The organism is Pseudomonas sp. (genome assembly GCF_050739655.1).
In the GTDB taxonomy this organism is placed as follows: Bacteria; Pseudomonadota; Gammaproteobacteria; order Pseudomonadales; family Pseudomonadaceae; genus Aquipseudomonas.
Window position 1 is genome coordinate 1 of sequence record NZ_JBOIBY010000209.1, and the last position, 23804, is coordinate 23804.

General features: G+C 57.2%; 23 protein-coding genes. 19 read left to right on the forward strand and 4 right to left on the reverse strand.

What is annotated here, in order from left to right:
- Positions 1-57: 57 nt before the first annotated feature.
- Positions 58-1689, reverse strand: a complete 1632-nt coding sequence (locus ACRESJ_RS10155; RefSeq protein ID WP_057005050.1) for an ATP-dependent acyl-CoA ligase — start codon at positions 1687-1689, stop codon at positions 58-60.
- A gap of 183 nt (positions 1690-1872) precedes the next feature.
- Between ACRESJ_RS10155 and ACRESJ_RS10160 the strand changes: the two genes are divergently transcribed.
- From ACRESJ_RS10160 to ACRESJ_RS10240, 17 genes are all read left to right on the forward strand, one after another.
- The gene (locus ACRESJ_RS10160) at positions 1873-2604 is read left to right on the forward strand and encodes a TetR/AcrR family transcriptional regulator (RefSeq protein ID WP_057005051.1); all 732 of its coding nucleotides are present in this window, start codon (positions 1873-1875) and stop codon (positions 2602-2604) included.
- Between the two features lie 346 nt (positions 2605-2950).
- Positions 2951-4015, forward strand: coding sequence for an amidohydrolase family protein (locus tag ACRESJ_RS10165; RefSeq protein ID WP_020300781.1), 1065 nt, complete (start codon positions 2951-2953; stop codon positions 4013-4015).
- The gene (locus tag ACRESJ_RS10170) at positions 4015-4866 is read left to right on the forward strand and encodes a fumarylacetoacetate hydrolase family protein (protein ID WP_057005052.1); all 852 of its coding nucleotides are present in this window, start codon (positions 4015-4017) and stop codon (positions 4864-4866) included. Before ACRESJ_RS10165 ends, ACRESJ_RS10170 begins: the two co-directional genes overlap by 1 nt.
- Positions 4867-4879: 13 nt before the next feature.
- Positions 4880-5782 carry a 3-hydroxyacyl-CoA dehydrogenase gene (locus ACRESJ_RS10175; RefSeq protein WP_057005053.1) on the forward strand — a complete coding sequence of 301 codons (903 nt, stop codon included), beginning with the start codon at positions 4880-4882 and terminating at the stop codon, positions 5780-5782.
- Positions 5779-6954 (forward strand): thiolase family protein, encoded by a 1176-nt coding sequence (locus tag ACRESJ_RS10180; RefSeq protein ID WP_057005054.1) that lies wholly within the window; start codon positions 5779-5781, stop codon positions 6952-6954. The genes ACRESJ_RS10175 and ACRESJ_RS10180 overlap by 4 nt, the downstream gene beginning before the upstream one ends.
- Before the next feature lies 1 nt (position 6955).
- A complete protein-coding gene (locus ACRESJ_RS10185) occupies positions 6956-7459 on the forward strand; it encodes a carboxymuconolactone decarboxylase family protein (RefSeq protein WP_169850674.1) in 504 nt (167 codons plus the stop codon).
- A gap of 139 nt (positions 7460-7598) precedes the next feature.
- A complete protein-coding gene (locus ACRESJ_RS10190; protein ID WP_057005055.1) occupies positions 7599-8876 on the forward strand; it encodes a cytochrome P450 in 1278 nt (425 codons plus the stop codon).
- Positions 8877-8989: 113 nt separating this feature from the next.
- The gene (locus ACRESJ_RS10195; RefSeq protein ID WP_057005056.1) at positions 8990-10297 is read left to right on the forward strand and encodes an amidohydrolase family protein; all 1308 of its coding nucleotides are present in this window, start codon (positions 8990-8992) and stop codon (positions 10295-10297) included.
- Between the two features lie 110 nt (positions 10298-10407).
- A complete protein-coding gene (locus ACRESJ_RS10200) occupies positions 10408-11556 on the forward strand; it encodes an acyl-CoA dehydrogenase family protein (protein WP_431757801.1) in 1149 nt (382 codons plus the stop codon).
- Positions 11556-12629: an acyl-CoA dehydrogenase family protein gene (locus tag ACRESJ_RS10205; protein ID WP_057005058.1), complete on the forward strand. Its 1074-nt coding sequence runs from the start codon at positions 11556-11558 to the stop codon at positions 12627-12629. Before ACRESJ_RS10200 ends, ACRESJ_RS10205 begins: the two co-directional genes overlap by 1 nt.
- On the forward strand, positions 12626-13426 hold the full coding sequence (locus ACRESJ_RS10210) for a crotonase/enoyl-CoA hydratase family protein (RefSeq protein WP_057005059.1): 801 nt from the start codon (positions 12626-12628) through the stop codon (positions 13424-13426). Before ACRESJ_RS10205 ends, ACRESJ_RS10210 begins: the two co-directional genes overlap by 4 nt.
- A 42-nt stretch (positions 13427-13468) precedes the next feature.
- Entirely contained in the window at positions 13469-14593 is a 1125-nt protein-coding gene (locus tag ACRESJ_RS10215; RefSeq protein WP_057005060.1) for an acyl-CoA dehydrogenase family protein, read from the forward strand.
- A gap of 24 nt (positions 14594-14617) precedes the next feature.
- Positions 14618-15169 (forward strand): glutathione peroxidase, encoded by a 552-nt coding sequence (locus ACRESJ_RS10220; protein WP_057005061.1) that lies wholly within the window; start codon positions 14618-14620, stop codon positions 15167-15169.
- Between the two features lie 4 nt (positions 15170-15173).
- Positions 15174-16058, forward strand: coding sequence for a pantoate--beta-alanine ligase (panC, locus tag ACRESJ_RS10225; RefSeq protein WP_126588901.1), 885 nt, complete (start codon positions 15174-15176; stop codon positions 16056-16058).
- Entirely contained in the window at positions 16055-16912 is an 858-nt protein-coding gene (locus tag ACRESJ_RS10230) for a cache domain-containing protein (protein WP_126588880.1), read from the forward strand. The genes panC and ACRESJ_RS10230 overlap by 4 nt, the downstream gene beginning before the upstream one ends.
- A 42-nt stretch (positions 16913-16954) precedes the next feature.
- Positions 16955-17695 carry an alpha/beta fold hydrolase gene (locus tag ACRESJ_RS10235; protein ID WP_057005064.1) on the forward strand — a complete coding sequence of 247 codons (741 nt, stop codon included), beginning with the start codon at positions 16955-16957 and terminating at the stop codon, positions 17693-17695.
- Positions 17695-18897 carry an MFS transporter gene (locus tag ACRESJ_RS10240; RefSeq protein ID WP_057005065.1) on the forward strand — a complete coding sequence of 401 codons (1203 nt, stop codon included), beginning with the start codon at positions 17695-17697 and terminating at the stop codon, positions 18895-18897. The genes ACRESJ_RS10235 and ACRESJ_RS10240 overlap by 1 nt, the downstream gene beginning before the upstream one ends.
- Positions 18898-19102: 205 nt before the next feature.
- Here ACRESJ_RS10240 and ACRESJ_RS10245 read toward each other — a convergent pair whose 3' ends face one another.
- A complete protein-coding gene (locus ACRESJ_RS10245) occupies positions 19103-20557 on the reverse strand; it encodes a tyrosine-type recombinase/integrase (protein WP_431757802.1) in 1455 nt (484 codons plus the stop codon).
- 427 nt (positions 20558-20984) lie between these two features.
- On the opposite strand from ACRESJ_RS10245, the gene ACRESJ_RS10250 reads away from it, so the two are divergent.
- The gene (locus ACRESJ_RS10250) at positions 20985-21332 is read left to right on the forward strand and encodes a histone-like nucleoid-structuring protein, MvaT/MvaU family (RefSeq protein WP_431757803.1); all 348 of its coding nucleotides are present in this window, start codon (positions 20985-20987) and stop codon (positions 21330-21332) included.
- A gap of 79 nt (positions 21333-21411) precedes the next feature.
- Here ACRESJ_RS10250 and ACRESJ_RS10255 read toward each other — a convergent pair whose 3' ends face one another.
- Together ACRESJ_RS10255 and ACRESJ_RS10260 are read right to left on the reverse strand one after the other, a co-directional pair.
- Positions 21412-21774 (reverse strand): response regulator, encoded by a 363-nt coding sequence (locus ACRESJ_RS10255; RefSeq protein WP_431757804.1) that lies wholly within the window; start codon positions 21772-21774, stop codon positions 21412-21414.
- A 140-nt stretch (positions 21775-21914) separates the two neighbouring features.
- Positions 21915-23126, reverse strand: a complete 1212-nt coding sequence (locus ACRESJ_RS10260; protein ID WP_431757818.1) for an MFS transporter — start codon at positions 23124-23126, stop codon at positions 21915-21917.
- Positions 23127-23250: 124 nt separating this feature from the next.
- Here ACRESJ_RS10260 and ACRESJ_RS10265 point away from each other — a divergent pair, with 124 nt between their 5' ends.
- Entirely contained in the window at positions 23251-23748 is a 498-nt protein-coding gene (locus ACRESJ_RS10265; protein ID WP_431757805.1) for a MarR family winged helix-turn-helix transcriptional regulator, read from the forward strand.
- The last annotated feature ends 56 nt before the right edge of the window (positions 23749-23804 follow it).

The following is a 23804-nucleotide window of genomic DNA, read 5'->3' on the forward strand; positions in this document are numbered from 1 at the left end:
GCCCGCTTCAAAGCGGGCTTTCGACGTTGGATCGACGAGACATACCGGGCAGGACCGTTACTTTTTGGACACCACGATCGATGTGGTTTCCAGATCCCAGGTGGCGGCGGTTTTACCTTCATCGCGCAGCAGATACTTCAACACCCGACCCTGCGGGTTTTTCGGCAAGCTGCTGCGAAACTCGATGTAGCGCGGCAAGGCATAGTAGGGCACCGAGTCGGTGGCCCAATGGAACAGCTGCTCCGGGTCTAGCGTCACGCCTTCATGCAGTACGGCAGTCACCTTCACATCATCCTCGCCTTTATCAGAAGGCACGGCATGCACCGCCACTTCGGCCAGTGCCGGGTGAGAAGCAAAGGCTGCTTCCATTTCAAAGCTGGAAATGTTCTCCCCCCTGCGACGCATGTAGTCCTTCTTGCGGTCGACAAAGTAGAAGAAGCCATCATCATCGAATTTGCCAACGTCGCCGGTGTGGAACCACATGTTGCGCATCAGCTTCTGGGTATCCTCCGGACGACGCCAGTAGCCCTGGAACATGATGTCGGGACGGAGCGGGCGCACCACGATTTCGCCAGGGGAGTTGGGCGGTACTTCCTGATCGAGGTCGTCGACGATCCTAACGTCAAAATCTGCAATACGTTTACCCGACGAGCCGGGCGCGGCGTATTCCCCGGCAGCCAGCGAAGTGATAACGCAGGCTTCGGTCAGGCCATAGCCGTTGCCGCCTACCAGCTTGGTGCCGAAGCGCTCGCGCCAGATCTTTTTGGTTTCTTCGGTATAAGGGTTGCCACGGGCGGTATGGATCTGCCCGACGCAGCGCAACATCGCTTCGTTATCTGGCGCCTGGGCGAGGAGGCCGCCCATGCCACCCAGGATCGAGGCAATGGTCGCGCCCGAGCGCTCCACTTCCGGCCAGAAATTCGAGACCGAGAACCGCGCAAGAATGGCGGCGCGCGCGCCCACCAGAATGCTGGCAATGATGGATACACACAGCGCATTCATGTGAAACAGCGGCAGCGGCGTGATGGTGACGTCGTCGGCACTGGCCGGACCGGCACGTAGTTGCAGGCGCGCCAGATTGCACATGAAGTTGTAGCTGATCATGCAGCCCTTGGAAGGGCCCGTTGTACCCGAGGTGTAAATCAGGCAGGCGAGGTCTGAAGGTTGCGGTTTATTGACGAGTGGGGTGGCGTCATGGCCACGCCATTCATCCAGTGGCGCAATACGAATCGGGCAATCAGGAACTGCTTCGAGGGTGCCACGGTGAAGAATGTGGTGGACGTCCTGCAGTTGTGAGGCGAGCGGGGTGATGCGTGGCAGGTAGGCTGCTTCGCAAATTACCACCGAGGTGCCGGTATCGGCGATCTGATGGCGGAGGAACTCGCCCTTGAGCGCGGTGTTGATCGGCACACTCACGGCGCAGAGCTTGTTGATGGCCAGCCAGGTGGTGACGGCATCGATATTGTTATCCAGCATCGTCAGCACGGTTTCACCGGCCTTGACGCCCAGGGTGGCAAGTGCGTTGGCCATCTTGGTGGAAAGTGAGTCAACCTGAGCATATGTGTATAACTCACCGCTGAAATCCAGCAATATTTTGTCTGGATGCCTTGCTACCGCGCGATCTAACGCGTCAATGACAGTGTCTCGTTCTCCCACTGCCCAGGTGTCTGGATTTCCACTGCTACCCATCAGTTTTCTCCTTTAGGCATCCGTAAGCGGTCGGGTTGCCTGATTTTATTTTGAAGAGAGAATCTGATTCTAAATACAAACGTCTTAAATGTCTTTAGCAATAAGTTGAACATATAGTGTTATTTATGCACAGATCCTGTGCTAACGTTGCACAATCTTTACTCTTCATGAGCCTGTCACGCCATGCCAAAAGCCGCACCCAAGAAAGCAGAGGCGCCAGCGCCGGCTAGCAAACCCAAAAAAAATGCGCCACCTGAAGCAGGGGCGAGCCCGGCTAAACCCGTCGAGCGACGTGCTGCTGCCAACTCAGTGGCAGGAACCAAAGTCAAGCCGAATCGCCGTTCGGAAGAAACCATTGCCAACATCCTTAAAGCCACTGAGGAAGTCGTGCTGATGTCTGGCGCGGATCGTATTTCGATCCTGGATGTGTGCCAGGTAGCGGGCGTTTCCCGTGGCACCTTTTATCGCTATTTCGCTTCGCAAGAGGACTTGCTGGACACCTTTTCACGCCACAAGCGCGAAAGCTTTCACAGCTCGCTGTCCCAGGAACTCGGTCACATCAGTGATCCTGAAGCGCGCTTGAATGCGCTGTTTGCCTATCTCGACAACTACCTGGAGCAAAGTCGGGCTCGGCGTCTTCTGGTGGTTGCACCCGACTACGCGCTGGGCTTCTTCCGACGGATTTTCCACGATTCGATCGTGCGCTTTCAGGATGGCCTGGGCATCGTTTTCGACGACTGGGACGAACGCCTCGGGGTGCGTCTTGACCGTGAGCTGATCTGCGAAATGATCATTCGTTACGTGTTGAGCGAAATCCTCGTGCCAGAAGCCGCGGGGCGTCGATTGTTCCCGGTCCGGGTGAAAAAACTCCTGGGCGCGCTGATCATGGGTTCTACCTCGCGCACCCGCCGCTGACCTTAAAGAACTACCCATCGCGCAAACAAAAGCCCCCGTTTATCGGGGGCTTTGCGTTTCCGTACGCTAATTTTTCCCCTCCTGCATTCCACTCTTTTTCGAGGCTGACTCGAAGTTTTGGACCCCTCTAAGCATTTTTCGACGCGAGTTGAGGGCTCTGGGTCAGGCCTCTCCGCGCGCAAATAAAATAAATTGAACAGTATTTTGATTTCTGCTCAATTTAATCTTAAGCTCTGGTCTTGGCAGTGAGCCGTCGGCTTCCCCTTTTCGCGGCAATTTGATCCAGGCCACGTGAAGGCACCGCACAAATAACCAACAAAAAGTGCCAACTTCGAGGTACCTAGACATGCTTATCGATCTTCACGCCCACGCACCGCACCCTGGCTATTACAACCAGCACCCTCACTGGGGGCCGTTCTTTGAGCAGCACGCCGATGGCGATATCAAGCTGCGTGTCGGTGACTGGATTCTCGGTCTTGGGTCGCCAGAGCGTAAGGCTGCCGTGCGCTCCGGCAAGGGGCCCAAGCTTGAAGAGTATTTTGCGCGCTGGGCTGATCCGAAAGTGCGCTTGGCTGGCATGGATGCGGCGGGACAAAACCTGCAGGTCGTGTCCGTACCGTCCCACTGCTACATGTACTGGACCGAAGCCGAATTCGCCGTGCCTTTCGCCCGTACCGTCAACGAGACATTGGCTGAATACTGCTCCGCAGCTCCTGATCGCTTGATGTTCTGGGCTCACGTGCCTTTGAATGCGCCAGAAGCGGCGGCGGCTGAATTGCGCTACGCCTGCACCGTACTGGGCGCTAAAGGTCTGGTCGCTGGCGGCGCCAACTTCGGCGGCCTGGAGTTCGATTCGCCGGAACTCGACGTGGTGTGGAAAACCCTCTGTGATCTGGATCTGCCGATGTTTATTCACGGCTACAACCAGTCGGTCACCTGGGGCAAGAACGCCAACGACGACCGTTACGAAACCACCGCCATCGTTGGCATGCAGTACGACGAAAGCCGTTGTTTCTGGAACCTGATTTGCGGCGGCGTACTGGATCGCTTCCCTGACCTTAAGGTGTACATCACCCATGGCGGCGGCTATGTCCCGTACCAGCTCGGTCGTCTGGCCAAGACCAACGAGAACCTCGACGTCAAATACAACAAAAAGCCGCTGCTCGAGTACATGAAAAACTTCTACTTCGACGTTGAGCTGCATGAAGTACCGATGCGCCAGGCGTTGGTCGATATCATCGGTGCAGACCATGTGCTGTACGGCAGCAACTTCGGCGGTAGCGATGCCGTGCGTCACGACCTGACCCATGGCCTGAAGTTGTCCGACGCCGACTTGCGCAAGATTCGCTATGAAAACGCATGCCGCTTGCTGCACATCGATCCTGCCAAGTTGGGCAAGGTAGGTGCCTGATGAAGCTGGCACGATGTGAGTATTTTGCTACCGGCGTTTTTTGGGCTGTCGTGGATGAGGCCCAGGACCAGGTGACGCCAATTTCCGGCAATTTCAAAGATTGGGCGCCCGGCGTGACTGCCGGACGCGGCATCAGTTCGTTGCGATTCGCCGGGCCAGCGCTCCCCCTTTCCAAAGTGCGCCTGTTGCCGCCGATAGAACCCGTCAACCGGGTGGTCGTGGCTGGCGCTAATTACGCCAAGCATCTGGTGGAGTTTGGATTGAGTGCGCCGTCCCAGCCAGTCGCCTTTCTCAAGGCTTATGGCGCGCTGATTGGCGCCAATGACCCGATCCGCTTTCCACCGTTGACTGAGGAGCTCGATCACGAAGTTGAATTGGTGGCGGTCATCGGTACTGACGAGATTGACCTGGAAAACCCGCTTGCCTGCGTGCTCGGTTACACCGTCGGCAATGACGTCAGCGCGCGCGATCTGCAGCGTAGTGGGCCGGCGGGCATCGGCATGGATCTGTTCGCGGCCAAAAGCCAGGATCGGACTACTGGACTTGGTCCCTGGATCGTCACGAAGGATGAATTTGCGCAAGGGTCACCAACGCTGCGCCTGACCTTGAAAGTAAATGGTGAGACGCGCCAGGACGGCTCCACCGGCGAAATGACCTGGGGTGTTGATCATCTGATCCGCTTTGTCCAGCAGCGCTCGAGTTTTGCCTGTGGCGATGTGTTGTTCACGGGATCGCCGGCGGGAGTGGGGATGGGCACCGGTCTGTTCCTCAAGGAAGGCGATGTGGTCGAAGCCAGCGTCGAAGGCATTGGCACGTTGCGCAATGTGGTCAGTAAAAAGAACCGCGCCTAATCGAGAGCCAAACATGAACGCCAATAAAGAAAAAGTAGTCGTCGTCGGTGCGGGTCTGATGGGCACCGGTATTGCGCATGCGTTCGCCAGCTCCGGTTTCAGTACCTTGTTGGTCGATACCAATGCCGCCTCCCTGACAAACGCCAGGGCGAGCATCGAAAAAATCCTCGCCGATGGCGTGCGCCTGGGCAAAGTCAGCGAAGAAAAAGCCCGGCAATCGTTGGCCAATCTACTGACCTGCAGCGACTTGACTGAAGCGGCGAGTGGCGCCAATTGGCTGGTTGAAACAGTCTCAGAGCAGTTGGCAGTGAAGAAGGCGGTGCTCGCGCAAGCGGCGCCACTGCTGGCACCGGACGCGATTATAGCGACCAATACGTCGGCCCTGAGCGTGACCGAAATTGCGGCGTCAGTGGAGTGTGCAGATCGCGTGATCGGCATGCACTTCTTCAATCCGGTGCACAAAATGAAACTGGTGGAGCTCGTGCGGGGGCTGGCTACCAGTGATGAGGTCGTGGCGCGCACGCGTACCTTGTGCGAGCAGATTGGCAAAACCTCGATCATCGTCAATGAGTCACCAGGATTGACCACCAGTCGCATGTCTGCGCTGTTGGGCAACGAGGCAATGTGGATGCTGCAGGAAGGCACCGCGACCGCTGAAGACATCGACACGGCTCTGCGCCTGGGCTTTAACCATCCGATGGGCCCATTGGAGCTGGGTGACCTGACTGGTTGGGATACGCGGCTGTCTGTTCTGCGTTATCTGCATCAGACCCTGGGTGAGAAATTCAGGCCGTGCCCGCTGATCATCAAAATGGTCGCTGCCGGGCGACTGGGGCGAAAGTCAGGGCAGGGGGTTTACCGCTACGAAGACGGTAAACAAGTACCAGGTTCAGGGCTCAAGGCGAGTGCGTTATGAAAGACATCGTCATAGTTGATGCGGTACGCACGCCAATCGGCAAGTTCCGCGGCAGCCTGGCCGGCGTGCGCGCCGATCACCTCGGGTCGCTGGTGCTCAGCCGGTTGCTGGAACGGGTCGATGTGTCGCCGACGTTGGTCGACGATGTGATATTTGGCAATGTCACGCAAATTGGCGAGCAGTCCGCCAACATCGCCCGTACAGCCTTGCTCGGTGCCGGTTGGCCGGTCACCGTGCCGGGCCTGACCATCGACCGTAAATGTGGGTCGGGCGAAGTGGCCGTGCATTTGGCCGTTGGCGCCATCGCGGCTGGATCCGCTGATATCGTGGTGGCAGGTGGTGCGGAAAACATGAGCCGCGTGCCCATGGGCAGTAACCGTGAAATTCACGGCGAAGCGTTTGGCTGGATGGCAGTGCAACGCTATGAACTGACCAGTCAGGGCGAGGCTGCTGAACGTATCGCCGACAAATGGGCGCTCAGTCGCGATGCGCTGGATGATTTCGCTTTTGCCAGCCATCAGCGTGCTGCCGCGGCGTCCGATGCTGGTTATTTCGATAATGAAATAGTGCCGGTTGCGGTCGAGGAGCTACGAGAGCAAGTGCTGACGGAGCCAGTTGCTGTGTTGCGCGAGGACGAAACCATTCGCCGTGATACATCGCGGGAAAAACTGTCGACGCTAAAAACCAGTTTTCGTCCGGACACCGGTCGAATCACCGCTGGCAACTCGTCACAGATCTCCGACGGAGCAGCGGCATTGCTGTTGATGAGTGCCGAAACCGCGAAAAAACTCGGGCTCAGGGCTCGAGCGCGGATTGTGGCGTTCACAACCGTCGGGTCCGATCCGACGTTAATGCTCACCGGGCCGATTGCTGCCACCCAAAAGGTGTTGAGCCAGGCCGGGCTGAACATCAACGACATCGACTTGTTCGAGGTCAATGAAGCGTTTGCCTCGGTGCCGCTAGCCTGGATGCAGGAGACCGGTGTGTCGCACGACAAGTTGAACGTCAACGGTGGCGCTATTGCCCTCGGTCATCCATTGGGCGCCAGTGGTGCACGCTTGATGACCACCTTGTTGAACGAGCTTGAGCGCCGCGGCGGGCGTTTTGGCCTGCAAGCCATTTGCTGCGCCGGCGGCATGGGCACGGCGACCATTATCGAACGGCTCGATTGAGATGGCGCGCCTACCGCTGATCCCACTGGATGCCATGCCGGCTGCGTTGCAAGACGCGGTGGAGCGGGGCCGGCGCAGTCGCATGCTCAGTTCAACGACGCCGGTGCAGGTCTGGGCTCACCGACCCAAGGTAGCCCTGGCCTGGCTGGGTTTGATGGAGAGCCTGCACAGCGACAGCCTGCTCGATGAGCGTTTACGCGAGTTGGTGCGGCTGAAAATCGCCAGCATCACCACTTGCCAGGCCTGCCAACTGGCGCGCAAGTCCGACTCAGTTACTGAAGAGGATATTGCGTGCATGGCGACGGACAGCGAGTCCTTCACGCCAGCCGAACGTGCCGCGTTGCGTTATGCCGAGTTGTTTGCCAGCGATTACCTGGAGATCGACGACACGCATTTCTTGCGACTCGGGGAGTTTTTCTCTGACGCCCAGGTGGCAGAGCTGGGGCTGTACTGCGCCCTGATGTTGGCGGGTGGCCGCATGACACTGGTGCAGCAGGCCTATTGACACGTCTCGCAGCACAAATAGTTGATCGAATTATTAATAAGTGTCCAATACCGATCTAGTCAGGCCTATTATCAGCCAGAAGGTATGGCCTTAAGCAGCTACCTGACAAAAAATAATGACAAAAATAGCGGAGACGATCATGTCCACACCGGTGCAGAACGATCTGACGAAGGCTTTCACCGACGTAGCCAGTAATTATCGCGGTACCAGCGATATCGACCTGCACGCGACTTACCGCGATATGCGCGCCAATTCGCCCGTGCTGCAAGGCAACTTCATGGCAAGTCTGGGCGTGCCGTCGATTGCCGGCCTGGATGCCAGCCGGCCAACCTTCACACTGTTCAAATACGACGATGTCATGGCGGTCATGCGTGACGCCGGCACCTTTACCAGCGGTTTTATCGCCGAGGGGCTGGGTGCGTTTTTCGATGGCTTGATCCTCACTGCAATGGACGGGGATGCTCACAAGAACATCCGTAATCTGCTGCAACCGGTATTCATGCCCGAGACGGTGAATCGCTGGAAAGAAACTAAGATCGATCGGGTGATTCGCGAGGAGTATCTCAAGCCGATGGTCCCGGCCAAGGGTGCCGATCTGATGGACTTTGCCCTGTATTTTCCGATCCGGGTGATTTACGCGTTGATCGGCTTTCCCGAGGATCGTCCCGAGCAGATCGAGCAGTACGCGGCCTGGGCGCTGGCCATCCTGGCGGGCCCGCAAGTCGATCCGGAAAAAGCCGCCGCGGCCCGCGGCGCGGCCATGCAGGCCGCTCAGGCTCTGTACGATGTGGTGAAAGTGGTGGTGTCCGAGCGTCGCGCCGAGGGCGCATCGGGCGATGACCTGATCAGCCGGCTGATCAACGCGGAGTATCAAGGACGGTCGCTGGACGATCATGAAATCGCCACCTTTGTACGCTCACTGCTCCCGGCTGCCAGCGAAACCACGACTCGCACCTTCGGTACCTTGATGTCGTTGCTGCTGCAAAATCCGGAGGTGCTGGAGCGGGTGCGTAATGACCGTAGCCTTGTAAACAAGGCCATCGACGAGGCGGTGCGCTTCGAGCCTGTGGCCACCTTCAAGGTGCGTCAGGCCGCCAAGGACCTGGAGATCCGCGGTGTAGCCATCCCCAAAGGGGCAATGGTGCAATGCATCGTGACCTCGGCCAATCGCGACGAAGATGCATTCGAAAACGCCGATAAATTCGACATCGACCGCAAGCCCAAACCTTCGTTTGGCTTCGGCTTTGGCCCACACATGTGTATCGGTCAATTCGTGGCCAAAACCGAGATCAACTGCGCACTGAATGCGATCCTCGACCTGATGCCCAACATCCGTCTCGACCCTGACAAACCCGGGCCGCAGATCGTCGGCGCACAGCTGCGCGGTCCGCACTATTTGCACGTGCTGTGGGACTGATGGAGATGCGCACTCGATTTAATATGAACAGATTCAAAAAATGTGTTTAATTAAATAGAGATGTGCACTATGATTCAGGCACAACAACAAGCCCGAATGCGAAGGGGAAAACAATGAAAGTTGAAGATCTGATTCTTGTCAGCGTCGATGACCACGCGATCGAGCCGCCGAATGCTTTTGCTCGCCACATGCCCGCCCGCTTCAAGGGTCGTGAGCCGCATGTGGTCAAAAAGGGTGATCGTGATGTGTGGGTCTTCGAGGAACAGGCCACTGGCTACATGGGCCTCAATTCCGTGGTCGGTCGACCAAAAGAGGAATACGGCATGGAGCCGCTGGGCTACGAGCAAATGCGCCGTGGCACCTGGAACATCAAGGACCGCGTCGACGACATGAACGCCAACGGCGTACTCGGTTCATTGTGCTTCCCCACCTTTCCGGGTTTTGCCGGACAGCGTTTCCAGGTACACGCTGACCGAGACGTGGCGATGGCGGCCATCCAGGCCTACAACGACTGGCATTTGCACGATTGGTGCAACGCTGCGCCAGGCCGTTTCATTCCGCTGATGATCGTGCCGTGGTGGGACATGAAAGCCGCGGCTGCCGAAGTCGAACGTCTGGCCAGACAAGGTGTGCACGCGCTTTCGCTGTCGGACAACCCGGCTATTCATGGCTACCCGTCGATCCATAGCGATTACTGGGACCCGCTGTGGAAAGCCTGCAGCGATAACAAGGTGGTGATCTGCTGCCATATCGGTACCGGCGTGAAAGCTCAACACGCTTCGGATTTGTCGCCTATCGACGCTTGGATCACCTCCATGCCGATTTCCATCGCCAACTCCGCCGCAGACTGGATCTGGGCGCCGATGTGGAAGAAATTCCCGGACCTGCGCATGGCGCTTTCCGAAGGCGGCATCGGCTGGATTCCTTATTTGCTGGAGCGTGCTGACTTCACCCACCGTCACCATAACGCGTGGACCAATTCCAACTTCGACGGGAAGATGCCCAGCGACATCTTCAACAAGCACTTCATCACCTGCTTCATTGAAGATAATTTCGGCCTGAAGAACCTCGATTATCTGAACGCCGAGATGGTTACGTGGGAAAGCGATTACCCGCACTCCGACTGCACCTGGCCGAACTCGCCGGAAACCGCTTGGGAAGGGTTGCAGCACCTGCCTAAAGAGATGATCGACAAAGTCACTCACTTGAACGCAATGCGTGAGTTTTCCTTCGATCCGTTCGCTATCCACGGTCGGGAAAACTGCACGGTCGGCGCGCTGCGGGCTCAGGCCACGCACGTCAGCACCGAGCCAGCACTGGGCTTGGGTGGTGCCGATCATGGTCGTCACGACAACAAGCCGGTCACCTCCGGCGACATCAATGCGATGTTTGCCGAGGCTGACGCGCAAACCGCGTTGTAAGTTGCCGCTGTTCCTACAGTCGCCGGCCAACGGCGACTGTGGAGCGGTTGCCGATCTGTGGTCGCTTCGTTCGAAGCGATTGCGCCTGTGTTCAGCGTTAGAGAGCGCATATGGCCATCAGTCAATTTTCCTACAGTAATATTCCTCCCGAGGCGGAAGCGCTTCGCACCGAAGTGCGGGCGTTCATTCTCGACACACTGGCCGATTACCCACCGACCTTGAGTGCACAGTCCTGGATGGGCTTCGACGCTGAATTCAGCAAGAAGCTCGGCGCGCGGGGCTGGGTGGGCATGGCCTTGCCCAAAGCCTACGGCGGTGGCGAGGCGGGTCCTTTTGCACGCTACGTGATCATTGAAGAATTGCTGGCCGCCGGTGCGCCGGTATCGGCTCACTGGATCGCCGACCGGCAAAGTGGGCCGCTGATCAATCGCTTCGGTACCGAGCAACAAAAACAGCACTTTCTTCCAGCCATTTGCCGGGGTGAAAGTTACTTCTGCATTGGCATGAGCGAGCCCAATTCCGGCTCGGACCTGGCTTCGATCAAAAGCACTGCTGTGCGTGATGGCGATAGCTGGCTCGTCAATGGCCAGAAGGTCTGGACCACCAACGCGCACCATTCGCAGTACATGATTGCCCTGGTGCGTACCGGTGAGAAACAAGCGGCCCGGCATGAGGGCATGTCGCAATTCATCGTCGACCTGAGCCTGCCCGGCATCACCATTCGCCCGATTCGCGACCTGGCCGGTGGCGAGCACTTCAACGAAGTGTTCTTCGACAATGTAAGGCTACCCGCCGACGCTTTGATCGGCACTGAAGGGAAGGGATGGGACCAGGTGACCGCCGAACTGGCCTTCGAACGCAGCGGCCCTGAACGCTTCCTCAGTTGTATGGCGTTGTTGAAAACACTGATCGACGCGGTGGGCAAGTCCCCTGACGCACTACAAGCGCGGGAGATCGGGCGACTGTCAGCCAAGCTGCTGACGCTGCGCAATATGTCGTTGTCGGTCACGGCACAGTTGGCAGCGGGTGAACATCCAGCCTGGGCGGCCTCCTGTGTGAAAGACCTTGGCAATGCTTTTGAGCAGGAAATTCCCGAAGTAGCCCAGCTGTTGCTGGAAACCGAGCCACGGCAGGACGGCGGCAGCGAGCACGCACGCGTGCTGGTCTACCTGACACAGATGGCGCCCTCATTCTCACTGCGCGGGGGCACTCGCGAAATTCTGCGCGGCATCATTGCCCGCGGCCTGGGGTTGCGATAATGCGCGAGATATTCGAAGCGACGATTGAACGCCTGTTTGCCGATCTGGCGACGCCGGCTTATGTGATGAGCTGTGAAGGCGGCGAATGGCCGGCCGAGTTATGGGCTGCGCTGGACGAGTCGGGCTTCACCCTGGCGGGTGTCACCGAAGCGCTGGGCGGCGCTGAGGCCAGTTGGGCCGATATGTATGTGCTGATCCGTGCCGCTGGGCGCTTTTCAGTACCTGCACCTTTGGGTGAAGCCCTGCTCGGCAATTGGCTGCTGAGCAGGGCTGGCCTGGAGGGCAGGGCAGGTGCCATCAGCGTGGCCGCCAACGCCGATCTGGTACTTGAGGGCGAGCGCGTTTACGGCACCGTCTACTCGGTCCCTTGGGGGCGCAACGTTGAAGCGGTCGTCGCCATCGCCAATAGCCCAACCGGCGTGGCGCATGTGGTGCTGCTGTCGCGAATCGCGGCGAGTGAACTGACGTTGAGTCTGAATGTGGCAGGCGAACCGCGCGATGATTTGGGTTTCACCAGTGCCCAGGTACTGGCACAAGCACCGTTGCCCGGCGGGCTCGACGCCAACGTCCTGGAACTGGGCGGCGCGATGCTGCGCGCGGCGCAGACCGCCGGGGCTTTGCACGCCCTACTGGACATGACCGCCAACTATGCCGGTGAACGCAAGCAGTTCGGCAAGGCAATTGGTTCTTTCCAGGCCATTCAACAACAGCTTGCAGTGTTCGCTGAGCAGGCTGCCGCCGCCGGCATCGCGGCCGAGGCGGCCTTCACGGAATCCAGTGCGGGGCTCGCGGCGCTGACCATTGCCGCGGCAAAAATCAGCACCGCAGAAGCCGCAAGCGTCGGCGCAAGCATCGCCCATTCAGTGCATGGCGCCATTGGCTTTACCGAGGAATATCCGCTGCATCTGCTCACCCGTCGGTTGTGGGCGTGGCGCAGTGAATTCGGCTCGGCCAGCCTTTGGAGTCAACGCCTGGGTACTCAGATATGCCAAGGCGGCAGCGATGGATACTGGCCCTTGCTCACCAGCCATGGCCAACAACCCTTAACCCGTCTCGCGAGTAATCCGGTATGAGCCCGTTTCTACAGATTGAGCGTGAGGGCGGCATCGTCACCGTGCGCATGAACCATCCCGACACGCGCAATGCCCTGACGACGCGCGAGCAGATCCAGGAGTTTGTCGATCTCTGCGCTGAACTGCGCCGTGACATGTCGGTACGGGTAATGGTGCTTACCGGCAATGGCAGCGCTTTCTGTGCCGGTGGCAACGTCAAGGACATGCACGAGCGCGGCGGCATTTTCGCCGGCTCGCCGTATGAACTGCGCAATACCTACCGGGACGGCATTCAGCGTATTCCCCTGGCGATTTATGAGCTGGATATCCCGGTGATCGCCGCGGTTAACGGCCCGGCGATCGGTGCGGGCCTCGATCTTGCCTGTATGTGCGATATCCGGCTGGCGGCGCCCAAGGCGATCTTTGCCGAGAGTTTCGTGCGTCTGGGCATCGTTCCGGGTGACGGCGGCGCCTGGCTGTTGCCGCGCATCATTGGTATCCCTAAAGCCAGTCTGATGGCGTTTACCGGTGACGCTATCGATGCAGCCAAGGCGCTGGAATGGGGGCTTGTCGAGCAAGTCTGCACCCACGAAACGCTGCAATCGGAAGCGCAGGCGCTCGCGCGCCGAATCGCCAGCAACCCGGGTCATGCGTTACGCCTGTGCAAGCGTCTGCTGCGCGAAGGCCAACATATGCGCCTCGATTCGCTGCTGGAATTGTCGGCGGCGTATCAGGCGTTGGCGCATCACACCGAAGACCATCATGAAGCGGTGGCGGCTTTTGTCGACAAGCGCGATCCCAATTACCAGGACCGCTGATTACCCATCGCCTAATACAAGAATCGATCTGGAGTAAGCAAAATGCGTGGCGTATTTCGAGAAGACCACAACATGTTCCGTGATCAGGCCCGCCGTTTCGTCGACCGCGAAATCGTGCCCTACCTGCATGAGTGGGAAAAAAACGGCATCGTTCCCAAGGAAGTCTGGCTCAAGGCCGGTGAGAACGGCTTGTTATGCTCCACGGTGCCTGAAGAATACGGTGGCCCCGGAGGCGACTTCGGTCACTCGGCGGTGATGATCGAAGAGCTGGCGCGGGCCAACGCTACCGCCGTGGGTTTCACCACCCACTCGGAAATCGTCACGCCTTACATCGTTGCCTATGGCAGCGAAGAGCAGAAGCAGCAATGGCTGCCACGTATGGTCAGTGGTGAGTTGATCGGCGTCATCGCCATGAGCGAGCCGGGTATCGGCAGCGACCTGCGTGCCATGCGCACTTCGGCGCGGCGTGACGGTGATGACTACATCGTCAACGGCCAGAAGACCTTTATCACCAACGGCGGCAATGCCGGACTGGTGGTCACCGCCACCAAGATTGATCCGGCGGCCAAGGAACTCACACTGATCTGCGTTGAGGAAGACCGAGCCGGCTTCGCCAAGGGGCGTCTGCTGGAAAAGATTGGCCTGAAAGGGCAAGACACTGCCGAATTGTTTTTTGATGAAGTCCGGGTGCCCGTCGGCAATCGATTGGGTGAGGAGGGCATGGGATTCAAATACCTGACTCATCAATTGGCCTGGGAACGCCTGATCATCGCGATCCGTGCCGCGCAATCCATCGACACGCTGCTGGAAGAAACCATCGGCTACACCCGGGAGCGCAAGGTCTTCGGAAAACCGGTGCTCGACTTCCAGAACACCCGCTTCAAACTCGCTGAAGCCAAGGCCCAGGCCACCATGCTGCGGGTGTTCGTCGACGACTGTCTGGCCAAAGTGATGCGCGGTGAACTGACGCCGGAAATCGCGGCAATGGCCAAGCTGCTGGGCTCGGAGATGCAAGGCAAGCTGCTTGATGAGTTTCTGCAATTACATGGCGGCTACGGCTTCATGAGCGAATACAAGATCAGCCGCGCCTGGGTTGACGCCCGGGTCGCGCGCATCTATGGCGGCACCTCTGAAATCATGAAAGAAATTATCGGCCGTACCCTTTGAAGCACATTTGCATGAGGCAAACAGATGAGTAATTCCCTTTACGACATTTCGCTGAAGCAGATCGATGGAAGCGTCCGCACCCTTGGCGACTATCGGGGCAAGGTCCTGTTGGTGGTCAATGTCGCTTCAAAATGCGGGCTGACCCCGCAATACGAGGGCTTGGAAAAACTGTACCAAGACAAAAAATCCCAAGGCCTGGAAATACTGGGTTTCCCCGCCAACAACTTCAAGGAGCAAGAACCGGGTAGCGATGTGGAAATCGTTGAGTTCTGTTCAGTGAACTATGACATTCACTTTCCGTTGTTCTCGAAAATCTCGGTTGTCGGCGCGGACCAGCATCCTCTCTACGCCGAGCTGACTGCTGCACAGCCCGAGTCCACGGGTGAAGGTCCTTTCCGAGAGCGCTTGACGGGTTATGGCATCAAGTCAGACAACACAACGGACGTACTCTGGAATTTCGAAAAGTTTCTGATTGATCGGCAGGGCACGGTCGTTGCCCGTTTCGCTCCAGACATCGCGGCTGATGATCCTCGTTTGCTTGAAGCAATCGAAGCTCAATTGGTCCAAGAGGCGTGAAGCGGTGCTGACAGTCGATACGGTTAGCGCGCTTCGTGCGCTCGTGGCCCGTGCACGAGGTGAAAACAAGAAAGTCGCGCTGGTGCCGACAATGGGCAACCTGCATGACGGTCATATCGCCCTGATTCATTGCGCAAAGCAGCGAGCCGATTTTGTGGTCGCCAGCATCTTCGTCAATCCACTCCAGTTCGGGGCGAATGAGGATCTGGCCAACTATCCTCGGACCCCCGACGCCGATCGCGAAAGACTGGTCAACGCCGGGTGTGATGCGCTGTTTGCCCCTGCTGTCGAACAGATCTATCCAGATGGAATGCTCAATCAGGCCATCGTCAGTGTGCCGAACGTGTCTGAAGGTCTTTGCGCTGCGGCACGTCCTGGTCACTTTGATGGCATGGCCACTGTCGTCGTCAAGCTGCTGAACATTGTTCAGCCAGACGTGGCTGTTTTCGGGGAAAAGGACTATCAGCAGCTGGCAGTCGTCCGCTCCATGGTCAGGGATCTGAATATGGTGACTGACGTTGTCGGTGCACCGACGATCCGGGCCGCGGACGGCTTGGCATTATCGTCGCGCAACGGCTATCTGAGTGACCATGAGCGTTCGGTGGCCCCCGTCCTTTACGCTTGTTTGAAGCAAATGGAGGCGAGTATCCAGGTTGAGGGGCGGGTGACTGAGCACCTGTTGATTGAATGTCATCAACGTATAAGCGACGCCGGTTTTCAGCCGGAATACTTTGAAGTCAGGAATGCTCAGGATTTAAAACCTCTGACCAGCTCCGATACTCACTTTGTGATTCTTGTGGCGGCGCGCATCGGCAAAACGCGGCTCATTGACAATCTGACGGTGGACCTTCGGCCATCAAAAAGATCACCAGAGGAACAACACCCATGAGCCTCTATCGAGCGTTCACTGTTCTTGGCCTGTGCCTTGTCTCTCTTGTCGGCATGGCTCAACAAGCGCCAGTGGATGCCTATGGTGCCGACACCCAGCGTGCCAACGCCTTGCTGTTAAAAGCTGTCGCCGAATACAAAGCCAAGGGCGACACCGCCCTGGCTGAGTTCAGTCGCCAGGGAGCCTATGTCGATGGAGAGCTGTACATCTACGTTGTCGATACCTCCGGCGTGATGCTTGCCAGCGGAGGGCCTTCGGTTTCACTGGTCGGAAAACCGGTGGTCAACGTTCTGGACGACGACCTCAAGGCTGCATTCCAGCAAGCGATTTCGCAGCCAGACGACGGCATCGTGCGTAGCGCCGAATACCGCTGGTGGAACTGGCAACACGGTAAGGTCGAGCGTAAGCGCGTGTTCTATCAACGTGTGAAAGATCGGGTGATCTCCGTGGGTTACTACATGCCACGGTCCAGCCCTGAACAGGCACAACAGCTGCTGCGCCAGATTTCGGCGCAAGTTGCCAGCGACGCAAAAGCCACTGTCGGGCGCATTAATCAGCACGATAAGCAGCTCACCCAGGATGATCTCTATGCCTTTGTGGTGGACCTGAAAACCAGGCGGTTCATCGCTCACGGCTTTTCGCCCCGGCTGATCGGCACCGACTTCAAGTCATTGCGCTCTACCGACGGCAAGCCGATTGGCGAGGACATACTCAAGCAGATGAACACGCATGAAGCAGGGGAGATCACTTATCAATGGCGTAACCCTATGACGGGGCAGAATGAATACAAGAGGACTTTTCTGCAGCGGGTTAATGGATACGTCGTCGCCGTGGGCTGCTATGCAATCAAGTGATCAAAACAGGGACCACCGGCGCCCGCAGCAAGGAGTGTGCGCATGACTGATTTAGTATTGCTGCATGGCGGCAACCATGGCTCGTGGTGTTGGAAGCCTTTTGTGGAGGCGTTAAACCAACAACCCGGATGTTTCAAACGAGTGATCACTCTGGATATGCCTGGGTGCGGCAAGAAGCGCGGTCGAGATGTTGCGTCCCTGCGGCTCGACGATGTGGTCAAGGAGCTTAATGACGACCTGCATGCACTCGGTGTGAACCAGGCCGTGTTGCTTGGGCATTCCATTGCGGGGGTCGTGCTGCCAATGATGGTGTTGGCTGCTCCGCAACTATATTCGCAGCTGGTTTACCTGGCCTGCGCATTGCCCAGTGAAGGCCAATCGATTCTGGAGTTACTTGGCACAACGCTGCATGGCGAAAGCCCGGAACATGTCGGCTGGCCGCTGGACCCCGCGCACACAACCCCTCAAGCGCTGGCGGTGGCCATGTTCGGTCAGGACTTGAGTGAGCAAACCATGAGTTGGTTGTTAAGCGAAGCGAGCCAGGACACGACGCCACTCTGTGTGGCGACAGACTCCATCAGTCGTGCGGGATACCTGGGAATGATTCCGGCGAGTTACATCATCACACTGCGCGACAACATCCTGCCCGTCGACTGGCAACGCCGTTTTGCGCAACGTGCTGGCGCGGGCGTGGTTATCGAGATAGATACGGCGCACGAGCCGTTCGTATCACACCCGCAGCTACTGGCGGATGTCATACGAGGTATAGAGCGGCATGAGTGATGAGCGATATCGGTGTTTCAATCCGTAGCAACGGCAAGGCAATCCGCAGCGATTGGTTGATCCTGTCCATTATCAGCTTCAACTTTATCTCGTACATATGCAGTGGCTTGCCGCTTGCGGTGTTGCCGGGCTATGTCCTCAATGACCTGGGCCTGACCTCGGTTTTCGCCGGCGTGGTTATCAGCTCGCAATACCTGGCGACGCTCCTGGCCCGCCCCTTGGCCGGTGGTGTGGCCGATCGCCTGGGTGCCAAATACGCGGTTGTGTGCGGGTTCAGTGGCTTGATGTTGAGCGGCGCCCTGACGGCGCTCGCCATTATCCTGCCCACCCAACCCTGGTTGACCCTGACGCTATTACTGCTGGGGAGGCTGGTGTTGGGGGCGTCCACGGCCATGATCTCCACGCCCTGCTGCACCTGGGCCATCGGGTTATGTGGTGCCCCGCGGGCGGCACAGGTCATGTCGTGGAACGGAATAGCGGCTTACGGCGGCACGGCTGTTGGCGCGCCACTGGGTGTGCTGCTGCGCAATTCGATGGGTATCGCCAGTGTGGGGTTGTGCACCGTGTTGCTTGGCTTGGCGTTCCTGCTTTTGGCTCTGGGCAAGCGCCCAGCGCCATTGGTTGCAGGCGCCCGTCTGGCATTTCACCGAGTCCTGTTCGCCGTCATGCCCAATGGCCTGGTCCTGGTTTGCAGCTCGGTGGGATTTGGCGGGCTTACGGCGTTCGTCGCACTGTATTTCGATAGTCTCGGCTGGGATTACGCCGCCTATTGCTTAAGTGGTTTCGGCGCAGGTTTTATCGTTGCCCGATTGTCGTCGCCAGGAATACTGCAGCGATTCAGAGGGTACAAAGTGGTGGGCGGCTGCCTGCTTGTGCAGACATTGGGCATGCTGCTGATATGGCTCGCGCCTTCGCCTGCGCTGGCCATTGCCGGCGGGGCGTTAACCGGGATAGGGGTGTCATGGGTCTATCCGGGGCTTGGGGTGGAGACTTTGGCTAGCACTCCGGCCGCGAACCGTAACTCGGCGCTCAGCGCCCTTTCATTATTCTTCGATATTGCAGTGGGGATGGCCGGTCCGGTGATGGGCCTGGTTGCGTCAGGTTTTGGTTTTGCTGCGATATTTCTCTGTGCAGCACTGATGTCGATGGGCGGGTTTCTGGTAGTGCTCTGCCTATGGCGGAAGGGGCGTATACGCGATTAGTGTTAGTTGTTTAATAGCATACCTCTGTTTCACATAACTGACGTGCAAGTAAGCTCTCCGACGATCTGTCAGCGGGAAAATAACAGAACCAGCTATACCGCTATTGGCCGATTGCTGCGTGTCATGTCGGGTCGGAATCGACCCGAACCGAGCTCTCAGCGATATATACATAACTACAAGGAGTTCAGCGTTATAAGAATTCGACTTATGACGACGGCAGAGTCTCTGCGGCTGCGTAGTCTGGAAAGGACATCATCGACTCGACCGGAGGATGCTCGTAGGTTGAGGAAAGAACGGCACTGAGCCGATCGCCCAACAGGTTCCAGGCGCTTTTCTTCTCTTCGGCATAGTCGTGATGCAGGTAATGACGCCTCACCCTAGAGCCGGCCAACACATGATTTTGGCAGCGATCGATGACGTCCAGGCTGACCCCCAAGGCCTGCATCATGGTCGCGCCGGTACGGCGCAGGTCATGCGGGGTCCAGTCACCGTTCTGGCCGTCAGCAAGCACCAGGGTATCGTCATGACGCCGTCTAGAGAGGGCCTTACGGTTTTTGAACCGAGCCTGACGATCGCCGACCTGTTTGCTCACCACTTTCACATCCACATGCCCATCATCCTGCTTGTTGGGAAAGCACCATTCAGAGTTTCCCGTCAGCGTCTTGAGTTCCTGAAAGAAATGCAGGGCAAATGACGAGAGGAACACATGGTGGTCCTGTTTCTTGCCCCGGGTGCCTTTGACGTTTTCACTGGGGAGGAACCAGGTCTGCCGGTCAAGATCGACATTTTTCCATTCGGCCTGGAGCAACTCGCCAATCCGGCACAGCGTACCCAGGCTGATCCAGAGTGCGAGTTGGGTTTCTTTCTTTAGCGGCCGTATGCCGTCGTATTTTTGCCCGGCGGGCAGGGCGTTGTAATCGGCAGTCATTTGCTTGAAGCGGTTGTGCAGTTCCAACAGCTCAGCCGGTGAAAGGATGCGGCTTCTTTCGGCCTCGTAGTCGGCTGGGATCAGAGGGGAGATGTCGACCAGTTCCGTCGGATCGCCCTCGATCAATAAGGCCCGCCAGGGCTGACGTTTTCTGGCCCAGCTGAACATCTGAGTGAGGTCGGCGAAGAAACTGATGGCTTGCCGGTGAGCGCCGCGGTTGACCACGGCGCGGATCAGCGCCCGAACATCGTGTTCGGAGACGCTGCTCACCGCGGTCTTGCCGAGTGCCGGATAAAGGTCCTTGTTAAAGCGTCGTTGCAATTCAGCATTGCCATCTTTCCGCGCTACGCCATCCAGCAGCCACGCGCTGGCCAGATCCTGGACGGTCAGCGTTTTCACCTTCGTCGTTTTTACTTGTTCAGCCTCTACGTTAGTAGCGGCGTATGCCTGGGCCTTGGCGGTTTTCTTTTGCTCGCTGGGATTGATCTGCTCATCAATGAGCGCCCGGGCCTGGTTGCGGGCCTTGCGGATGTCCGTCAGGGATTTGCGCGGCCAGGTTCCGCAGGCGTACTCTTTGTTTTGATTGCCCCAGCGATAACGGTAGAAAAAGCTGACTGACACGCCGTCCTTGCGGACTGAGATTCGACCGGCGAGATTACCATCCTCGCGGAGGATCCGGCCGGCATCATTGACGGTCAGCGACTCAAGTTCTTTGATGGTGATTTTGGCCATGAAATGGACTCCCCCTACTTTTACCCCCACAAAAACGTCGGCTCTTGATGGACGTTCCTGGACTCTCGTAGAGCAGAACACCGCTGGAGCTCAAGTAAATACTAGCTTAGAAAAATCCAGAGTAAAATTTTGGAATCTTTCAAGAAGTATGAAAAAGGAGATGGGGTGCTAGGGGTCGAGTGTTCGAATCACTCCGTCCCGACCATATAATTCAAAGGGTTGCGAGATTTTATCTTGCTACCCTTTTTTATGTTTGGTCGTTTTTACCCCCACAAAACGACTGGCTCTGGGTGGAATCCTCATGGCTTCCGCGTGGGCGGACGCAGGCTTTGGCGCTCACGCGTGGTCTCTTTATCAATGTTGATTGTTGCGGCTGACCGAAAACTGACCCAGTAAAGGCTGTTCTGCCGACTGAAAACTGACCCAGGTGTTCAACTGCTTCTGCTCACTTTCCGAGCAGCTCGAAGCCCTTGAGGCGCTGAAAGGCGACGCTGGCCTCAAGAAAGAAATCGAATTTGAAACCAAGCTGCGCGCTCTGCTTGCCGAGTACGGCTACAGCCTGCCAAACGTGATCAACCTGCTTGATCCTCAGTCTGGTCGTCGCGCTCTAGCAGTCGAATCCAAATCCGGCAGCCGCAAACCACGCCAGGTGAAGGTCTACAAAAAACCGCATACCGGCGAAGTCGTCGAAACCAAAGGCGGCAACCACAAAATTCTAAAGGAATGGAAAGCGAAATATGGCTCCGACACTGTCGAGTCCTGGCTCGGCAAGTGATACTGATTTGAGTACAAAAGGGCCCTTCGAGGGCTCTTTTTTGATTTGACAGATTTCCGTTGCCTTAAAGAGTTGAGTCTTACTCAGAATCCAAGAGTGTTCTAACTTCGGCAATGATCAAGTCGATGTTGAATGGCTTTGCCAACACAGCATCAAACAAATCCGATCTCTGCATACCGATGTGTGCTTGAGCACCGCTCATCAATATGATCGGCAATTGATTGGCCGAAGGCAGAGCCCGAACGGCTGTGGCGAATTCTAGGCCGTCCATGACCGGCATCATGAAGTCGGTAATGATCAGGGCTGGCCGCTCTCTGTCCAGCACTTCGAGTCCTTTTTTTCCATTACTGGCCTTTACGACCATGAACCCCTCATCCTCCAGCGCGAAGCCGAGAATGTCAGCGATCAAATATTCGTCGTCGACGACTAGGATGGTGGTCATGTTAATTCAATCCGATCAAAGGATTGTCGGGTGATTTGGACACTACGATCACGACTATAACCAGTTATTTGGAAAATGGTTGTGAGTAGTTTCCATACCGGGCACTGCGATGTGATCGTGGCCTCTCTAGCGTCAACCAACTATTTCGAAGGAAGGCCGAAGCTGGCGATGAGGCTTGCCGTCGCTAAAGTGCACATCACAACGAGCAAAGGTGTTGAGCCGAGTTTGTCCAGAATAACAGCAGCTGCCACGGGGCCTACCGCCTGTGCGACCAGCATTGGACGGGCCAATAAGCCCATGCGAGTGCCGTAGCCATCTTGCCCAAAGAGAGCCAGTGGTAGCGTCCCACGTGCAATGGTCAGAATCCCATTTCCAGCGCCATACAGCGCCATTGCAACGAATGCCAGCGATGGAATGGCCGGTATCAGTAGCCCGATTCCTATCCCGCTTAGCAGTATCGCGGTCTTGGCGGAGGTGGTCGGATGCAAATTTCGCCCTACGGAAAACTCCGCAAGTCGGGCTATTACTTGAGATGGCCCGATCATCATGCCGATGGCCAGTGCGGTCGCTGTAGCGATGCCGAGCAGCTTCAGCACATCAAGCAAATGGACAGAAATCGAAGCAACTACCAGCGACTGGAGTGTCAGAAGGGTTGCCAGTAGCAGGAAGAGACGATTGTAGGATTTTGCGTGGTGGGCAGTAGTGGTGGAGGGATCGCGGATAGGCGGCGTTCCGCTGTTCGAAATCCTCTCACTCTTTGGAATTACAAAGAGATGAATTGGCAATCCAATGACCAGGTGAGTTGCAGCTAGCGCCACACAGCTATATCTCCAGCCAATCTGCTGCTCAAGACCGGCTATCAGTGGCCAGCCCAAAGTGCTCGCGAAGCCACCCAACAGAGTAAGACCGGTCATTGAAGTCCGTGCACTTTCTCCGAATAGACGTCCGAGAGTCGAGAAGGCCGCGTCATATAGTCCGGCAGCCATGGCGACGCCAATGAGTGTCCAGGCCAGGTAGTAGATGCCCAGGTTGCTCGCCATGCCCATCAGCAGCAGTCCCAGTGACATCAGTATTGAACTGGTTGCCAGGACGGGACGGCCACCATGCCGATCTATCTGCCTTCCGACCATAGGAGAGCAAGCCCCTGCGACCAACAGACCCCATGAAAGTCCGGCTACAGTGCTGGTAATTGACCATCCCATATCTCGTGCAATCGGCGACGCAAGGACTGCGGGCAAATAGTACGTTGTACTCCACGCCAGTATCTGTGCGATGCCCATCGCCCAGACCAACCCAGTTCGGTTGATTGTGTGAGGACGGCTGATTGGATAACTCACAAGGCGCGAGTCCATTTTAGTTGTTAGGTGCAACAAATTAGCTACACCTGAGCAGCGTCGTCAATCAAAATGAGGGAGCGGTTGACCATTTCCTGAAGTCGGGACTATCGTTGCACCTAACAACTAATTTGTGGCGACCATGGCAAAGCGAAAAAAAGACCAGCTGACTCAAGACTCCGAGGATCTATACGAAGCCTTGAACCAGCTCGTCCGGGTGTATCAGTTCCGCGACCGGGATCGCATCTGCTGCTATGACGTTTCGGTCACGCAGTGCTATGCCATCGAGACTTTGGTTAAAAGGGGCCGACTCCGCCTACAAGCGCTGGCAGAAGAGATGTTTCTGGATAAAAGCACCGCGAGCCGGGTGGTCGATACGCTTGAACGAAAAGGCTATGTATCTCGGGTGGAGGACAGCGAGGATCGTCGCGCAGTGCAGGTTCAGGTTACTGAATCTGGACATACGCTTTACCAGAAGATTCGTGCTGACCTGATCACTGAAGAACGGGCAATGATCGAGCACTTGTCACCCGAAGCACGGCAAGGCGCGTTGAGCTTGCTAAAACAGATCACTCGAGCGACTGAGATTCGCTGTGGCCTGGTCAGTGGCTGCTGTCCGTCGGTGCCTGAAGTGAAATGAGGGGGAAGCCCCTTTTTTATCTAGAATGTTGTTACTACCAACTTTAAGGGTTTAAG

What these genes read in the sequence shown, in the direction of transcription:
- ACRESJ_RS10155 (WP_057005050.1), bottom strand. Translation starts at nt 1,689, where the DNA reads ATGGGTAGCAGTGGAAATCCAGACACCTGGGCAGTGGGAGAACGAGAC.
- ACRESJ_RS10160 (WP_057005051.1), top strand. Translation starts at nt 1,873, where the DNA reads ATGCCAAAAGCCGCACCCAAGAAAGCAGAGGCGCCAGCGCCGGCTAGC.
- ACRESJ_RS10165 (WP_020300781.1), top strand. Translation starts at nt 2,951, where the DNA reads ATGCTTATCGATCTTCACGCCCACGCACCGCACCCTGGCTATTACAAC.
- ACRESJ_RS10170 (WP_057005052.1), top strand. Translation starts at nt 4,015, where the DNA reads ATGAAGCTGGCACGATGTGAGTATTTTGCTACCGGCGTTTTTTGGGCT.
- ACRESJ_RS10175 (WP_057005053.1), top strand. Translation starts at nt 4,880, where the DNA reads ATGAACGCCAATAAAGAAAAAGTAGTCGTCGTCGGTGCGGGTCTGATG.
- ACRESJ_RS10180 (WP_057005054.1), top strand. Translation starts at nt 5,779, where the DNA reads ATGAAAGACATCGTCATAGTTGATGCGGTACGCACGCCAATCGGCAAG.
- ACRESJ_RS10185 (WP_169850674.1), top strand. Translation starts at nt 6,956, where the DNA reads ATGGCGCGCCTACCGCTGATCCCACTGGATGCCATGCCGGCTGCGTTG.
- ACRESJ_RS10190 (WP_057005055.1), top strand. Translation starts at nt 7,599, where the DNA reads ATGTCCACACCGGTGCAGAACGATCTGACGAAGGCTTTCACCGACGTA.
- ACRESJ_RS10195 (WP_057005056.1), top strand. Translation starts at nt 8,990, where the DNA reads ATGAAAGTTGAAGATCTGATTCTTGTCAGCGTCGATGACCACGCGATC.
- ACRESJ_RS10200 (WP_431757801.1), top strand. Translation starts at nt 10,408, where the DNA reads ATGGCCATCAGTCAATTTTCCTACAGTAATATTCCTCCCGAGGCGGAA.
- ACRESJ_RS10205 (WP_057005058.1), top strand. Translation starts at nt 11,556, where the DNA reads ATGCGCGAGATATTCGAAGCGACGATTGAACGCCTGTTTGCCGATCTG.
- ACRESJ_RS10210 (WP_057005059.1), top strand. Translation starts at nt 12,626, where the DNA reads ATGAGCCCGTTTCTACAGATTGAGCGTGAGGGCGGCATCGTCACCGTG.
- ACRESJ_RS10215 (WP_057005060.1), top strand. Translation starts at nt 13,469, where the DNA reads ATGCGTGGCGTATTTCGAGAAGACCACAACATGTTCCGTGATCAGGCC.
- ACRESJ_RS10220 (WP_057005061.1), top strand. Translation starts at nt 14,618, where the DNA reads ATGAGTAATTCCCTTTACGACATTTCGCTGAAGCAGATCGATGGAAGC.
- ACRESJ_RS10230 (WP_126588880.1), top strand. Translation starts at nt 16,055, where the DNA reads ATGAGCCTCTATCGAGCGTTCACTGTTCTTGGCCTGTGCCTTGTCTCT.
- ACRESJ_RS10235 (WP_057005064.1), top strand. Translation starts at nt 16,955, where the DNA reads ATGACTGATTTAGTATTGCTGCATGGCGGCAACCATGGCTCGTGGTGT.
- ACRESJ_RS10240 (WP_057005065.1), top strand. Translation starts at nt 17,695, where the DNA reads ATGAGCGATATCGGTGTTTCAATCCGTAGCAACGGCAAGGCAATCCGC.
- ACRESJ_RS10245 (WP_431757802.1), bottom strand. Translation starts at nt 20,557, where the DNA reads ATGGCCAAAATCACCATCAAAGAACTTGAGTCGCTGACCGTCAATGAT.
- ACRESJ_RS10255 (WP_431757804.1), bottom strand. Translation starts at nt 21,774, where the DNA reads ATGACCACCATCCTAGTCGTCGACGACGAATATTTGATCGCTGACATT.
- ACRESJ_RS10260 (WP_431757818.1), bottom strand. Translation starts at nt 23,126, where the DNA reads ATGGACTCGCGCCTTGTGAGTTATCCAATCAGCCGTCCTCACACAATC.
- ACRESJ_RS10265 (WP_431757805.1), top strand. Translation starts at nt 23,251, where the DNA reads ATGGCAAAGCGAAAAAAAGACCAGCTGACTCAAGACTCCGAGGATCTA.